The 15370-nt window shown below is 55.9% G+C and carries 10 protein-coding genes; 8 read left to right on the top strand and 2 right to left on the bottom strand.

What is annotated here, in order from left to right; all coding sequences use genetic code 11:
• Positions 1-44: 44 nt before the first annotated feature.
• Both ACI3UA_RS04630 and ACI3UA_RS04625 read right to left on the bottom strand, forming a co-directional pair.
• Complete coding sequence (locus ACI3UA_RS04630) at positions 45-3233, bottom strand: ATP-binding protein (protein ID WP_439723660.1); 3189 nt, start codon at positions 3231-3233, stop codon at positions 45-47.
• A gap of 68 nt (positions 3234-3301) precedes the next feature.
• Positions 3302-3643 carry a cupin domain-containing protein gene (locus ACI3UA_RS04625; protein ID WP_439723659.1) on the bottom strand — a complete coding sequence of 114 codons (342 nt, stop codon included), beginning with the start codon at positions 3641-3643 and terminating at the stop codon, positions 3302-3304.
• A 182-nt stretch (positions 3644-3825) separates the two neighbouring features.
• Between ACI3UA_RS04625 and ACI3UA_RS04620 the strand changes: the two genes are divergently transcribed.
• The 8 genes from ACI3UA_RS04620 to ACI3UA_RS04585 all read left to right on the top strand — a co-directional run bounded on the left by ACI3UA_RS04620 (position 3826) and on the right by ACI3UA_RS04585 (position 15248).
• Complete coding sequence (locus ACI3UA_RS04620) at positions 3826-4581, top strand: YdcF family protein (RefSeq protein ID WP_439723658.1); 756 nt, start codon at positions 3826-3828, stop codon at positions 4579-4581.
• 48 nt (positions 4582-4629) lie between these two features.
• Positions 4630-6000 (top strand): MATE family efflux transporter, encoded by a 1371-nt coding sequence (locus ACI3UA_RS04615; RefSeq protein WP_439723657.1) that lies wholly within the window; start codon positions 4630-4632, stop codon positions 5998-6000.
• A gap of 169 nt (positions 6001-6169) precedes the next feature.
• A complete protein-coding gene (locus tag ACI3UA_RS04610; RefSeq protein ID WP_439723656.1) occupies positions 6170-7624 on the top strand; it encodes a glucose-6-phosphate isomerase in 1455 nt (484 codons plus the stop codon).
• 354 nt (positions 7625-7978) lie between these two features.
• Positions 7979-9112, top strand: a complete 1134-nt coding sequence (locus tag ACI3UA_RS04605; RefSeq protein WP_439723655.1) for a BMP family ABC transporter substrate-binding protein — start codon at positions 7979-7981, stop codon at positions 9110-9112.
• Positions 9105-11462: an EAL domain-containing protein gene (locus ACI3UA_RS04600; protein ID WP_439723654.1), complete on the top strand. Its 2358-nt coding sequence runs from the start codon at positions 9105-9107 to the stop codon at positions 11460-11462. The genes ACI3UA_RS04605 and ACI3UA_RS04600 overlap by 8 nt, the downstream gene beginning before the upstream one ends.
• Positions 11459-12763, top strand: coding sequence for a GHKL domain-containing protein (locus ACI3UA_RS04595; protein WP_439723653.1), 1305 nt, complete (start codon positions 11459-11461; stop codon positions 12761-12763). The genes ACI3UA_RS04600 and ACI3UA_RS04595 overlap by 4 nt, the downstream gene beginning before the upstream one ends.
• 68 nt (positions 12764-12831) lie before the next feature.
• Positions 12832-13536, top strand: coding sequence for a LytR/AlgR family response regulator transcription factor (locus ACI3UA_RS04590; protein ID WP_439723652.1), 705 nt, complete (start codon positions 12832-12834; stop codon positions 13534-13536).
• A gap of 41 nt (positions 13537-13577) precedes the next feature.
• Positions 13578-15248 carry a hybrid sensor histidine kinase/response regulator gene (locus tag ACI3UA_RS04585; RefSeq protein ID WP_439723651.1) on the top strand — a complete coding sequence of 557 codons (1671 nt, stop codon included), beginning with the start codon at positions 13578-13580 and terminating at the stop codon, positions 15246-15248.
• Positions 15249-15370 lie beyond the last annotated feature (122 nt).

The following is a 15370-nucleotide window of genomic DNA, read 5'->3' as shown; positions in this document are numbered from 1 at the left end:
AACCAATTCAAGCCTCTAACGCACCTGCACGTCCGGCCACCACCTCAGCAAAAATTCGCAATCTCCGCATACAGCTTATCCGGATTAATCGGCTTGCTGACATGGCTGTTCATGCCATGCTCAAGACACTTCCTGATATCCTCATCATAGGCATCCGCAGTCATGGCAATAATAGGAATCACAGCCCCGTCCTTGTGATAGGAATTGCGGATTTTATCTGTAGCCTGATACCCGTTCATAACAGGCATGCGGATATCCATCAGTATCAGCTGGTAGGTACCCTCCGGCGCATTTTCAAAGGTGTTCACCGCCTCCACACCGTTGCTGGCAACATCCAGCGTTGCCCCCTTGCTCTGTAACAGCATGGTGGCAATCTCCTGATTGAGAAGGTTGTCCTCCACAAGCAGTACATGCAGATGCTTAAAGTCAAAATCCTTTACATCCTTGTGCCAGTTTTCCTCAGCCTCAAGGCTTTCCTCCAGCAGAATGTGCAGTTCAAAGGTAGTCCCGCGGCCCAGCTGGCTCTCTACAGAGATAGTCCCGCCCAGCATGTCGATATACTTCTTTACGATGGAAAGCCCCAGCCCGGTGCCGTTAGGGTTCTGCACCTCCTGGGATTCCTCCTGCGAGAAGGCATCATAGAGCTTCGGCAGGAACTCGGCGCTCATGCCTATCCCCGTATCCGCAACGATGATGCGCACCCACTTCTGGTTCGGCGATTTTATCTGTGCCAGCTCGTCAGGGGTCATATCATCCGTGGCAATCAGCTGTATGGCAAACCTGATGGAGCCCTCCGGCTTGGTGAACTTCACCGCATTGCTGAGAAGGTTCAGCAGGATTTCCTGCAGCTTCAGCTTGTCGGAGATAATATTCCGCGGCAGTTCTTCATCCATCCGGATTTCCAGCAGGATTTTCCGCTCGGAGGCCGCCATGGACACACTGCTGATGATTTCATCAATCATATCCTTGGCGGAAATCCACTCGCGGCTGACCTTGACCTTGCCGCTTTCGATGCGGGTAAGGTTCAGCGTGTCGTTAATCAGGGACAGCAACAGCTCACCGGAGTGCTTAATCTTGTGGAGGTATTCGGTCTTTTTTTCCTCATCCGTGGTATTCAGGGCAAAATTGGTAAAGGAAAGAATCCCGTTCAGCGGCGTGCGCATATCATGGCTGATGCCGGACAGGAAGATGGATTTGGATTCGTTGGCCTTGTCGGCCTCCATGATGGCCTGCTCCAGCTCCTCCAGATGGCGCCTTTCCGCCAGATACTGCTGGGTCACGTCGCTCTGGATGATGAATACGCTGGTGCGGGTCTTGTCCAGGTAAAAGGCCTGCAGCCGCCGCCTGCACTCACTGCCGTCGGGGTTGCGGAAGTCATAGGAGAAGTCATACATGGACATGTGGTCCAGCTGGTCCACGATGCAGTCCAGGGACATCCTGCCGAAAAGCTCCTCGGCCCGCGCCTTCTCAGGGTATACCTCCAAGATGAACCTGTACAACTCATCGTCATAGAAAAGGGGCTTGTCAGGGGTGTTCTCAATCACGCCGGTTTCCTTGCTGAACAGGGTCATGGTACCCGTAAGGTTGTTGACGATGGAAACATTGATGTAGCCCAGCTCCGTCAGCTTGTCCGAAATGACGTAGTTGATGAATTTGTTGGTAATGTCATAAAAGTAGACAAAGCATTCGATGTGGCCGGTCTTGCCGGTGAAAAGGCTGATGTTGCACTCCACCATGATAGGGGACAAATCGTCGCAGTGACGCCTGTACTCTATGCTGAAATCCCCGTCGCGGGTAACGTACCTGTGAATCAGGCTTTCCATGTCCAGCTCCCTGCTCACCATCTCCTGTTCCTCCGGGGAGATAATCAGCTCCCGCAGAACCTCCATAGAGGCCGTGTAGCTCATGCCCGTGGACAGCTTCAGGGCGTGGGGCGAGTTGGCCAGATAGTCCAGCAGCTTGTTGTCGTTCAGGTCGAAGTGGCACTTGGACAGGAGGTTGGTGTTGATGGCGGTGTGCAGCATCTGCAGCTCCTTGTCATACTGCTGCTGGCGCAGTTTTGCCGCCGTGATGTCCATGCCCACGCCGTAGGCGTCCGTCGGCACATCGGCGGTACTGCTGCGGGGCAGGGTGTAGATGATGCGCTCCCAGTGGGGCGGCTGGCCCGGAAACTGCTTGAACTTTACGTCGCAGGAGGCGGATTTGCCGGCCCGGACGGACTGGTTCATCCGGCGGAAGTCCTCAAGGCTTTCCTCCGCCAGATGGTGCTCGAAGCTCCGGGGCGCCCCGTAGAGCTTCTGAGGCAGGGAGTGCTTCTGCTGGACGCGCCTGGATACGTTGTTGTCAAGGAATTCCATGACGCCGTTGACGATGTCGTAGTGCCATACCACCAGCCCTGCGCCGCCGGCTACCTCGTGATAGGCCCGCTGGGATTCCGCCAGGGCCTGCTCACTGCGCTTCTCGGCGTTGATATCCGTCAGGGTCATGTACACCAGCGCCGTGTCGGCGTCGTGCTGTACGTACTTTACCTTGGCCTGCAGCCAGATGAAGTTCCGTTCCCCCTTCGGGTAGAAGCGGCAGTTGCAGGTGATGGCCGGGGTGCCGGTCTGCATTTTTTTCATGGCATAGGAAATCTGCCACGCATCCTCCGGATGCAGGCAGGCCTTGATGGCGGAGTCGGGCTGGCTGTTCCCGGCGATGTCGGCCTCGGTGAGGTTCAGCATGTCCAGAATGGCCGGATTGGCCTGGATAAGCTGGTAATCCTGGCTGTCGACCAGCCACCTGTAGACGCAGATGCCGGAGGGCACGTTGAAAAAGGTTTCCCTCAGCTGGCCGATGATATCCCTCTGTATGCACTTTTCCGTGATGTCCTCAATGGTGCCGATAATCCCGACCACCTCATCGTCCATAATCAGCGGCGATTTGCTGACTATGACATCCCGCGGCCTGCCGTCTGCGTCCAGCAGCTTGCCGGTGACGTGCTTTTCGGTCTTGCCGGCCAGTATTTCCGCGTCGTCAATCAGGGACGGATACTGGAAGTTGACGGCTCCCAGCTCCTCCACCGTATGGCCGATAAGCTCGTCCAGGGTGAGCCCCAGGAAATCCAGCTGTGCCTTGTTGGCCCCCATGAAGCGGGAGTCGATGTCCTTCCAGAAGATGTTGACGCCGGCACTGTCCAGAATTTTCTGATAAAGATTATTCAGCTGGTGGTCAGATGGAATGAACTTGTCCATGTGATGTACCTCGTAGCTCTGTCATTTTCCGTTTGCCGTTTGCCGTTTTTTCTGCGGGACGCCCCGGGTCAGATGCTCTTCGTAATCAGGGCGATGAACACCAGGTCCTCTGTGCCGCAGTTCTCGATGCCGTGCCCCTCGCCATCAGGGCAGAAGGTGGTGGTGCCGGCGCCGAGCTTCATCTCGCTGCCGTTGTCGCTGTAGAGCGCCTCCCCCTGCAGGATGTGGTAGGTTTCGGTGTTGCCGTGATGCTCATGGTAGCCGATGGAACAGCCCGGCGGGATGGTCACCTTGGCAAACATGTCGTTGCCGCCCAGCTGCTCAGCCCCGAGGATGTGGCAGATGGTGATCTCGCCCTTGCCGTTTGCCTTGTTCTTTGCTTTTACCTCGTTTGCAGGAATTAATGCCATGATAATCTCTCCTTTGAATTCTTTTCATACATTCTTCATTCATTATGGTATAATAATACATAATTCTACAGGAAAAGTAAAATTCCTGCAAAAGAATAATTTTTAACGGGAATTTTACGATAATTTTATAATGGCTTAACGATGTCCTGTGCGGGGCGCAGGGGGAGCTATGGAGGGATTTTGTGATTTATCTGCTGAAATTCGGGGCGAGCTTTGTACTGCCGCCGGGGATTTTTTTTGTGTGCTTCTGGCTTTTGGCGCTGTATCTGTGGCGCAGGCGGGAGATAAGGGCGGCGGCGGCGCTTCTGGCGGTGTCGGGGGTTTTTTATCTCCTGTCCACGGGGCTGGTGTCCTCCGTGCTGATGGGGAGTCTGGAGCGGGCCTACGACCAGCCGGCGGAGCCTGCCGGTGATGTCATCATCATGCTGGGGGGCGGCGCCACGGCCGATACGCCCAACATGGGGGAGCTGGGCAATCTCTGCGCTTCGCCGGCCAGCCGCCTGCTGGCGGCGGCGGAGCTGTATGGCAGGCTGCATGTGCCGGTGCTGGTGTCCGGGGGGCAGGTCTATGAGGACAGCGGGCCGGAGGCGGTGATTGCCCGGCGGGAGCTGATGCGGCTGGGGGTGCCGGAGCAGGATATCCTGCTGGAGCCGGACAGCCTGAACACCAGGCAGAATGCGGCCTTTAGCGGCAGGCTTCTGCGGGAGAGGGGGCTTTCCCATCCCGTGCTCGTCACCTCGGCCTTTCACATGGAGCGCTCCGTGCTGAATTTTGAGAAGGAGGGCTTCCAGGTGACGGCCTATCCGACGGATTTTCGCACCGGGCGCAGGCAGAGCTTTCACTACAATAAGCTGATGCCGTCCACCGGCGCGCTGGAGGACAGCGTCATCGTCATGCGCGAGAAGCTCCGCTCTATGGTTACGAGGTATCTGGAATAGCTGTGGGCTGTCCGGGTGCCCCGGCAGTGATATGTATGGGGGGATAAGATGGAAAAGGATAGCAATACCAAGGATATGACGGAGGGAAGCCCGGCCCGGCTGATTCTGTTTTTTACCCTGCCGCTGATTGCAGGCAATATTTTCCAGCAGCTGTACGGCTTTGTGGATACGCTGATCGTGGGGCGGTTTCTGGGGGTGGAGGCTCTGGCGGCGGTGGGCTGTACCGGCTGTCTGATGTTTCTGCTGGTGGGCTGTATCATCGGCCTGACGGCGGGGCTGACGATCATCACGGGACAGCGCTTCGGGGCGAAGGACTACGAGGGGGTGCGGCGGAGCGCCGCCGCCTGCGTGGTGCTGACCATGACGGCCAGCCTTGTGACGGCTTTTATCGGGGCTTATTTTGCCAGGGATATTCTGGTGCTGATGGATACGCCGCCGGATATTCTGGACGGGGCGGAGGCCTTTATCTCCATCGTGGTGGGCGGCTCGCCGCTTTTCAGCGCGTTCATCGTGGGGGCGAACCTCCTGCGCGCCCTTGGGGACAGCCGCCATCCTACCATGTTCCTGGCCACGTCCCTGTGCATCAATATCCTGCTGGAGCCTCTGTTCCTGCTGGTGTTTGAGTGGGGCATACCCGGGGCGGCGGAGGCCATGATCGTGTCCCAGGCGCTGGGCGGCGTGATCGTGTGGCTCTACATCTGGCGCAGGGTGCCGGTGCTGAAGATTCAGGCCGGGGACTGGCGGATGGACGGGGAGTTTCTCTGGCAGCACATCCGTGTGGGGGTGCCCATGGCCTTCCAGACCTCCATCATCGCCATCGGCGCGGTAATCCTGCAGGTGGCGCTGAACGGGCTGGGGCCTGTGGCGGTGGCCTCCTATGCGGCCGCCCAGAAGGTGGAGACTATCGCCCTGATGCCCATGATGTCCTTTGGCATCGCCATGGCGGCCTACACGGCGCAGAACTACGGCGCCAGAAAACTGGGGCGCATCAAGAAGGGCGTGAACCAGTGCATCCTGATGTCGGGGGCGTTCAGCATTCTGGTGGGCATCTTCAACATCGTCTTCGGCTCCCAGCTGATGTTCCTGTTCGTGGGGGATGCGGAGCCGCAGGTTATTGACTACGGGCAGGTGTACCTGACCACCACGGGGGTGTGCTACTGGATTCTGGCCCTGCTGTTCATCTACAGGAACACCCTGCAGGGGCTGGGCAAGAGCTTCGTGCCGACCTTTGCCGGCATCATGGAGCTGGTGATGCGCGCCGCGGTGGCTATCGGGCTGGTGAACGTGCTGGGCTTCTGGGGGGCGGCCATGGCCAGCCCTGCGGCCTGGATAGGCTCCTGCGTGCCGCTGGCGATTGCCTACTACTACACCCTGCGGAAGCTGAAACGGGAGGCGCGGGAAATTCTCAGCGCCCGGTGATGGTGCAGGCGGCGGGGAAATTTTCTTATGCAAAATACTGCAACCACTGTAAATTTTCATGCAATTATATTTTTGTTGCATAAACAGGAAAAATATCTACCAATGTAGAGGAAAAACGAGTATAATAGATATTGTAATCTTTTGTGATTTCTATAGGGAGGTAATATTAATGAGCTTAACTTTAAAATCCGGTTTTTCCTTTGACTATGATAATCTTGTCGGCGAGGGCAAGGTGACAAAGGCCGATGTGGAGGCTTTGTCCGGCAAAATCAAGGCTGCCGCAGAGGCTATCAGGGTCATGAGGAAGGACGGCGTAATCCGCGGCCATCTTTCCAAGGATGGCACCCCTGAGAAGGTTTATTTCTCCCAGCTGCCATACGTTGAGGAAGGCCATCTGAACAGCCCTGCCTCCATGGCGCATCTGCAGGAGCTGACCGATTCCGTGAGGAACCGGGTTGATGCGGTGGTTTCCCTGGGCATCGGCGGTTCCTATCTGGGGGACAAGGTAATCTTTGACGTGCAGTGCGGCGAGTTCTGGAACTCCATGAGCACCGAGGAGCGTGACGGCCTGCCGCAGATTTATTTCAGCGGCCAGAATATCGACCCGAGAAGGACCGGCGATATCATCCGCCAGCTGGCAAGGAGCGCCAAGGTCTGCCTGAGCCACAAGAAGCGCAGGTTTGTGGTGAGCCTGATGGTTATCTCCAAGTCCGGCGGCACCCTTGATACCATGTCCAATTTCATGGTTATCTATGATGCCCTGAAGCAGAACCCTGATATCGAGGTTGAGGTTGTGGCTGTTACCGACCCTAACGAGGAGAAGCCGACCCTGCTGAAAAAGCTGGCCATGGAGAACAACTGGCCGCAGTACAGCGTGCCGGACGGAGTGGGCGGCCGCTTCTCCATCTTCTGTGATGTGGGCCTGGTGCTGGCGGCTGTCTGCGGCTTTGATATCAAGGCGTTTTTGGACGGCGCCAGGGATATGGATCAGGCCTGCCTGGGCGATGATGTGTGGGAGAACCCTGCTCTTCTGAACGCAGTGCTCAAGTATATCGCCGCCGAGAAGTACGGCCGCGATATGGAGGTCATGATGCCGTATGGCGACTACCTGAAATCCGTATCCGAGTGGTACATCCAGCTGCTGGCCGAGTCACTGGGCAAGTCCGTTGACCGCGAGGGCAACGAGGTGTTCTACGGCAGGACCCCTATTGTGGCTGTAGGAACCACCGACATGCACGCCCAGACCCAGCAGCATCAGGAGGGCAAGCTGAACAAGGTTGTCCAGTTTATCCGCGTTGAGAGCTGGGACGAGGACTATGTAATCCCGAATGTGTTCCCGGAGGCTCAGAAGCTGGCTGATATTTCCGGCGTGAGGATGAGCCAGGCGCTGGAGGTGGCCCGCCAGTCCAATGCACAGGCGCTGGCTTCCAACAACCGCTTCAACGCCCTGTTCTCCCTGCCGAAGCTGGATGCCTACAACCTGGGACAGCTTCTCTACATGCTGGCCCTGTCCGTTGCCTATGAGGGCGAGCTGGCAGATGTGGATGCCTTCAACCAGCCGGGCGTAGAGGCCTATAAGCGCATTATGGGCCCGAGCCTGCAGGAGGTGAAGGCAAAGGGCTGATGCCCCGCCTGACAAGGTAATATTTTTGGTGCTCTGACGCCCTTTTGCCGGGGATGCTTCCCGGCGGAAGGGCGTTTTTTTTCTGGGAAATTGGTCGTGTCCTTTGAGGGCGGACGCGATTTCGTGAAATGACAATATATTTCGTGAATTGCAGGGACAAATGGACAAAAAAGATTGTATAATAGTGTGTGTAGTGGAGAAAAATGATGCAATTTTTTTAAAAATTTTATATAATGGGTAATAAGTAAGATAAACAAATTTAAACAAATTCAAAAAAAAAAAAAACGATAATAAATTTCTCATTTTGCAAGAGAATTTTAAGAGCAAACAATTAATGGGCAAGGGGGACACGCTATGGAGAAGGGATGGCTGCAGAAGCAGATTTGGATTATTATCGCCGTGGTGGCCTGCGTCTGCATTTTTGCGCTGGTGCATTATGATTCGGTGCTGGATACGGAAAAGGTGGACGTGGACAAGCGGCTTTACCATGTGGGGGTTATTCTGGACAGCAGTATCATGGACAGGGGCTGGAACCAGGCTCATTACAAGGGATTTCTGGCGGCCACCAGGGAGCTGGGGGTGCAGGTTCACTACAAGGACTACATCAGCGACGACAAGGTGGAGGCGGCCGGTGAGGAGCTTATCAATGAGGGCTGCCGGGAGATTTTTGGCACCAGCTTCGGCTATGGCGCCGGCATGAAGGCGCTGGCCGCCAAGCATCCCGATATCTATTTCTTTCACGGGTCGGGGCTGGAAACAAGGGAGAATATGTCCACTTATTTCGGCAGGATGTATCAGGCCCGCTACCTGAGCGGCGTGGTGGCCGGGCTGTATTCCAAGACGGGGCATGTGGGGTACGTGGCGGCCATTCCTATCGTGGAGGTAATCCGCGGCATCAATGCCTTTACGCTGGGGGTGCGCAGTGTCAAGCCGGAGGCGGTGGTGCATGTGCGCTGGTCCGGCACCTGGGATGACAACAAGAAGGAAAAAGCGGTGGCCAACAGGCTGATGGATGAGTTTCCTATTGATGTGATTACCTATCATCAGAACAGTGATGCTATTTCTTTTGCGGCCGACAAGCGGGGCGTCAGGAGCATCGGCTATCATTATAACAACATGATGGAGCATCCCGGCACCATGCTGACGGCGGCGGTGTGGGACTGGAAGAGGCTGTACGTGAAGCTGATCAAGGACTGCATCGAGGGCAGGTTCCACAGCCGCCAATACTATCTGGGCGTGGATAATCAGGTGGTGGGGATTGCCCCGGTATGCGAGGGCATACTGAATGAACAGCAGCTGAAGATTGTGCAGAATGCACAGCAGAGGCTGGCTGACGGTAACTGGGATGTTTTTTACGGGCCGGTTTACGACCAGAGCGGCGTACTCAGGGTGTGGCCGGGGGAGAACCTTTCGGACAGGGGGCTTCTGCATGATATGAACTGGCTGGTACAGGGGACAGAGGGAAAGATAGGTGACGGCAATGACTAAAAAGAGCAAGAGGCGGATGATGGCCATGCAGAGAATCCTGCTGGCGGGCGTTCTGCTGCTTTCCGTGTCCCTGAGTGTGGTGCTGATGTTCCGTGACAGGCTTTCCCTGCTTCTGGTGGAGAGCGTGCAGACAGAGCTTCTGGATATTACGCGGCAGAACAGCATGTACGTGGATGGCAAGGTTGCCGGTATTTTTTCCAGCATGGAGTACGTGGCCAGGGATCTGGTGTGGAGCAATGAGGGCACGGCGCGCAAGGTGCATTATCTGACGGAGGTCAACAACTTTACCCGCGTGGGGGCCGTGGATATATACGGCCACGGGCTGGAAGGGCCTGATATCAGGCTGAAGGATTTTCCGGGCATCAAGGCCTCCATCCAGGGTGAGCGGAAGGCCGTGTACACCCAGAGAACCGCCTTTGACAACCTGAATGCCATGGTGTTTTCCGTGCCTATCCAGAGGTCGGGGCATGTGATGGGCAGTGTGTACGGCATTCTGGATGTGCAGGCGCTGAAGACTATGTTTAATTTTAGCGCATTTAACGGCGATGATGAGAGCTTTATTATCGATTCCGAGGGCAGGATGTTCGTGCAGGCCAGAAAGTGGGAGCTGGCCAGGTACATGAGCAGCTACCTGGCCGGCTGGCAGCAGCCGGATGCGCCGCCGGAGCTGGTGAGCCTGTACACGAAGGTGAGGCAGAACCAGTACGGCGTGGAGCGCATCACCCTGCAGAACGGGAATCAGTATTATCTGGCCTGCCGCCCGCTGACCACCGTCAGCGACGTGTACGTGCTGGATGTTCTGCCTACCTATATCGTCCAGAACAGGATCACAGGCATCCTGAACTCCGTGACGATGATTCTGGGGATAATGCTCCTGCTTCTGCTGGGGGGCTATGGCTTTTCGGAGTGGCGGCAGATGAAGTCCCAGGAAAAGATATATGACCTGGCCTATGCGGACGGGCTGACGGGCCTGGGCAATCAGGAGAAGTACAAGCTGGATATTCTGGAGCTGGCCGCCAAAAAGATGATGAACGAGCTGGCCGTGATTGTCGTGAATATCCGGGGCATGAAGGCCATCAATGATTTTATGGGCTACAAGTACGGCAATACGGTCCTGCAGGCGGTGGCGGATTCCCTGAAGGCCTGCTGCCGTCAGGATGAGGGCTGTTACCGCAGTGACAGCGATATGTTCTTTCTGGTGTGGCACGGCTGTGACCGCAGGGAGATTGAGCGCAGGCTGTACGAGGCGATGGACGGCATCACGGAGTTTTTTGCCCGGCAGGAGAGCCGCAAGCTGTACCTGACGGCAGGCGTGTACCTCGTCAGGGAGGAGGACTTCATCAGCGAGGAGGAGGCGAAGAAGAAGGAAATCGCCTCGGCTGTGGAGGGCTGCCTGAACATCAACTCCGTGCCGATGAACTATGGCGGCAAGAATATTCCTGTGGATGAGAGCTGGCCGATGGATGTGGCAGGCAATGCAAGGCTGGCCGGCAAGCAGATAACCCAGCAGAACTGCAACGTGGTCAGCTTCTTCGATGAGAAGGTCGTAAGGAAGATGAAGCAGGAGAAGGCGCTGGAGGACGGTTTTCAGGCCGCCATGGAAAACGATGAGTTCGTGGTGTATTTCCAGCCGAAGTACAATATCCGGGGCAAGAAGCCTGTGCTGAGCGGGGCGGAGGCCCTGATACGCTGGATAAGCCCGGAGCACGGCTTTTTGCCGCCGTATATATTCCTGCCGCTGTTTGAGCGGGATGGCAATCTGGATATCCTCGACCGCCATGTGTTCGAGCTGGTCTGCCGCCAGCTGGCTAAGTGGCGGCAGGACGGGCATCAGCTGGTGCCTGTGTCCGTCAATGTTTCCCGGCGCAATATCGCCCAGGGCAAGCGCTTTGTGGAGGATATGGAAAGGGTGATGGCCCAGTACGGCATCGACAAGGAGCTGATTGAGCTGGAGGTGCTGGAAAATGATGCTTCCGTGGACGAGGATACGCTCATCAGCTTTTTGCGGGCAATCAAGTCGCGGGGGTTCAGGATTGCCATGGACGATTTTGGCAGTGGCTATTCCTCGCTGGGACTGCTGTACGGCATGCCGATTGACTGCCTGAAGCTGGACAAGAGCCTGTTTGACGGCTGGCAGGAGGATATGTCCGACAGCGATACCAGCCTTGTCCGCCACATCATACAGGTGGCCCACGAAACGGGCCGGGTGGTTGTGGCCGAGGGCATTGAGCAGAAGTATCAGGTGACCCTGCTCAAGCAGTTCGAGTGCGACTACGTGCAGGGATATTATTTCTGCAAGCCGATACCGGCAGAGGATTTTGCCGAGTTCATGGAAAAGGAAAGAATGTGAAGGAAATAGATATGGATGGCTGTTTTCTTTTGTACATGCTCCTGCGGCCGGTTTTGTTTTGTACGTTGTATCTGGACGCTTTCAGGGACAGGCTGCGCCTGTCCCTGCCTGTGTTTCTGGGGGGTCTGGCGGCGCTGCAGCTGGTGCAGGCTCTGCTGATAGAGCGCGTGGCAGGGCAGGTGGATCTGGCGGTCTGCCTCTACCTGACCGCCGCCGTGAATACTGTTTATTACAAGCTGGCGGCCGATGTAGGCTGGGACAGGCTTCTTTTGTGCGTGCTTCTGGCCTCGCCGGTGATTTCTCTGGTGCAGAGCGCGGGGCTGATGGCGCATGACAGGCTGGAGGGGCTGTCGGCCCATCTGGTGAATCTGCTGGTGATGCTGGCCGGCTACGGGATAGCCATGTATCCCTGCCTGCTGGTGCTGAGGCGCATCAAGAATTGCATCTGGCAGGCAGGGCTGGTGACGCCGTGGGACAGGCGGCATTTTCTGCTGGCCATGGGGGTGCTGTTCTGGTCCTCCGTCAGCCTGCGGGATTTTGCGTATCCGAGGTCATGGAGCATTCTGGCGGGCAGGCTGATGATTTTTGTGGTGCTTTTCTATGTCATCTATCTGAGCTTCAAGATAATCGATGAGGTGCGGGAAAGACAGCGGCTCAGCAACGAGCTGGCGGTGCTGGATGCGGTTTATCACTCGGAGCAGGAGTATTTTGATATGATTCTGCGCAGCTGCAGGGATACCCAGCAGTTTTATCACGATATGCGGCATCACGGCATGGCTGTCATGAGCTATGTGGAGCAGGGGGCCTATGATGAGCTGAAGGAGTACCTGAAAAGCTATCTGGGGGAGCTGTCCAGGGTGGAGGCCCCGGTGGTTCTGTGCGGCAATCAGCTGATTGACGGTATCAGCTGGTACTGGCGCCGGCGCTTTGAGGCGGAGGGTGCGGGACTGGCATGCGATATACGGCTGGAAGAGCTGAGGATACGCGATATAGATATGGCCATTGTGCTGGGCAACCTGCTGGAAAATGCCTTTGATGAGGTGGAGAGGATGCTTCCTGACGTGGCGGGCGAAACGGAGCTGAAGCTGGTTTCCAAGGGCGATATGATTTTCCTGTCCGTGACGAATCCCTGCCTGCGGGGGGAAGCGGAGGAGGATTACAGGGAGCTGGAGGAGGATTTTTCCCGCTTTGGCACGGGGCTGAAAAATGTGAGGCGGATTGTGGAAAAATATCAGGGCTATATGCGGCTGACAAAAAAAGCCGGTGTTTTTACGGCAAAACTGGTGCTGAAAAACGCATAGGGGTGATTTTTGTGGTATGATGGCGTTGATGCCATGAGAATGACATGCTGTTAAAGAGGTGTTTTGTCGTGAGGATTTTGCTGTACGATGATGAGCGTGCAGAGCTGGAAAAGCTGAAAGCAGTCGTGGCAGAGGCCGTGCAGGCGAGAGGAATGCAGGCGGAGCTGGTGGCGGTAGCTGACGAGGAGGAATTGTGGCTTCAGCTCAGGAGGCGGGAGCCGGATGTGGTTTTTCTGGATATTTATCTGGAGCAGGGAAAGCTGGGGACGGAGCTGGCTATGCGCCTGAAAAGGGAGCGGCATGATTTCAAGCTGGTTTTTGTTTCCTTTAGCAACAGCTTTGCGGCGGAGAGCTACAGGGCCGATGCGGATTATTATCTTTTGAAGCCCGTGAGCGGGGAAGCCGTGGAGAAGGTGTTCAGCAGGCTGAGGCTGTTTGAGGGCAGCCGGCTGATGACCGTGGATACCGGCAGGCGCTACCTGACGCTGAATACAGAGAAGCTGGTGGCTGTGGAGGTGCAGAACAAGAGCTGTTATATCCATACTGCCGGCGGCATGATGAAGGAGTTTTGTCCCCTGCATGTTTTTGAAGAGCTTTTGCGGCAGGATTGCTTTTTGAAGGTAAATCGTAGTACAATTATTAATATGAATTATGTTGACAAGATTGAGGGAGATGCCTTTGTTATGAAAGGCGGACTGAGGGTGTCCATGAAGAGCAGGGACAGCAAGGCGATTCGTGACACTTATTTTGAATGGATGTTTAACAATATCTGACTGGCAATTGGGCTGCAAGGGTACAGGAAGGAATCGGCATTATGGGGGATTTGGATAACTTGGAGGCGTTCACGGAGCTGGACAGGGGCAGTGTGGAGAAGCAGAGGAAGCTGATACGGGCACTGGCCATGCCATATGAAACGGTGTACGGCGTCAGCATGGATACGGGGCTGTGTACCTGCTACCGCATGAGCGAATCCATGAACGAGTTTTATGATAATACTGATATTGAGAGCGACTACGAGGACAATATACGCATTTATGTGGGCAAGGATGTGCTGGATGAGGATAAGTGCCTCTTTGACGATATCTGCTCCATACGGCAGGTGAAGCGGATTTTTTTCAGGAAGCAGATACACTATGTCAATTACCGTGTACTGCGGAACGGCAGAATCAGGTATCTGCAGTGCCTGCTGGCGAAGCCTGACAATGAGGAAAATGAGTTTGTGCTGGCCTTCAAGGACATCAATGAGGAAAAGAAGCTGGAGATTGCCCAGCAGCAGAGGATTGAGGAGGCCGTGGAGGAAGCGCGGCAGGCCAACAGGGCCAAGACTGTGTTCCTGTCCAATATGTCCCATGATATCCGCACGCCGATGAACGGCATCATCGGCATGACGGCTATTGCCGCCAGCCATGTGGATGACAGGGAAAGGGTGCTGGACAGCCTGCGCAAGATCAGCATGGCCAGCAAGCACCTCCTGAATCTGATTAATGAAGTGCTGGATATGAGCAAGATTGAGTCCGGCAAGGTGGAGCTGAAGGAGGAGCCGTTCAATCTGGCGGAGCTGGTGGACAGCCTCGTGTCCATGATGAATCCGCAGATAGAGGCGCATCAGCACAGGCTGGAGCTGCATGTTGCGGAGCTGGAGCACAAGTATGTCATGGGGGACAGCCTGCGCCTCCAGCAGGTGTTTACCAACCTGATGGGCAACAGCGTCAAATACACGCCGGATGGGGGCGTTCTTTCCCTTTGCGTGTCGGAAAAGGAGTGCGACAGGGAGGATACCGGCCGCTATGAGTTCGTGTTCGAGGATAACGGCATGGGCATGAGCGAGGAATACGTCAAGCGCATTTTTGAGCCTTTCAGCCGGGCGGAGGACGACCGGGTGGATAAGATTCAGGGCACGGGACTGGGGATGTCCATTACCCACAGCCTGGTGCAGATGATGGACGGAGATATCCAGGTGGAGAGCGAGCTGGGCAAAGGCTCCCGGTTTACGGTGACGGTACAGCTGAAGCTGCAGGAGGAAAGTGCGGTTGAGGATGGCGGCGGAGATTTCGGGACGGCCGAATCGGGGGATACCCTTGAGGCGATTGAGAATCTGGATTTCAGCGGCCGCCGTGCCCTGCTGGCCGAGGATAATGACCTGAACAGGGAGATTGCCGTGGAGATACTGGAAACGGCCGGGCTGACGGTGGAAGAGGCCGTGGACGGCAAGGAGGCGGTACAGCAGGTGTCACAGCATGAGGATGGGTATTATGACATTATCTTCATGGATGTGCGGATGCCGCGGATGAATGGCTATGATGCTACCTGCGCTATACGGTCGCTGGAATTGCCGTATTGCAGTACGGTGCCGATTGTGGCCATGACGGCTGACGCCTTTGCGGAGGATATACGGGCGGCTATGGAGGCCGGCATGAGCGAGCATATAGCCAAGCCGCTGAATTTCAAGGTTCTGGGCAGGGTTATGAGGAAGTGGTTGAAGTAGATTTCAGTTTTCCGTAGTGCTTGTTTGTCACTTCGTGCATATACTGATGCAATTTGTTTTTTAGTTCGTGCATTCTGTTCAGATTGAAATTGGGATGAGCAGGGACAGCTACCCCATAGAAA

The sequence above is a fragment of the Anaerovibrio sp. genome, from assembly GCF_051866355.1.
Lineage (GTDB): Bacteria > Bacillota > Negativicutes > Selenomonadales > Selenomonadaceae > Anaerovibrio.
The sequence above is the reverse complement of the archived record's forward strand: the minus strand, read 5'-3'. Positions and strand labels throughout refer to the sequence as shown.

Excerpts from the sequence above, each read along its gene's own strand:
- ACI3UA_RS04630 (WP_439723660.1), bottom strand. The coding sequence starts at position 3,233 with ATGGACAAGTTCATTCCATCTGACCACCAGCTGAATAATCTTTATCAG.
- ACI3UA_RS04615 (WP_439723657.1), top strand. The coding sequence starts at position 4,630 with ATGGAAAAGGATAGCAATACCAAGGATATGACGGAGGGAAGCCCGGCC.
- ACI3UA_RS04600 (WP_439723654.1), top strand. The coding sequence starts at position 9,105 with ATGACTAAAAAGAGCAAGAGGCGGATGATGGCCATGCAGAGAATCCTG.
- ACI3UA_RS04610 (WP_439723656.1), top strand. The coding sequence starts at position 6,170 with ATGAGCTTAACTTTAAAATCCGGTTTTTCCTTTGACTATGATAATCTT.
- ACI3UA_RS04625 (WP_439723659.1), bottom strand. The coding sequence starts at position 3,643 with ATGGCATTAATTCCTGCAAACGAGGTAAAAGCAAAGAACAAGGCAAAC.
- ACI3UA_RS04585 (WP_439723651.1), top strand. The coding sequence starts at position 13,578 with ATGGGGGATTTGGATAACTTGGAGGCGTTCACGGAGCTGGACAGGGGC.
- ACI3UA_RS04605 (WP_439723655.1), top strand. The coding sequence starts at position 7,979 with ATGGAGAAGGGATGGCTGCAGAAGCAGATTTGGATTATTATCGCCGTG.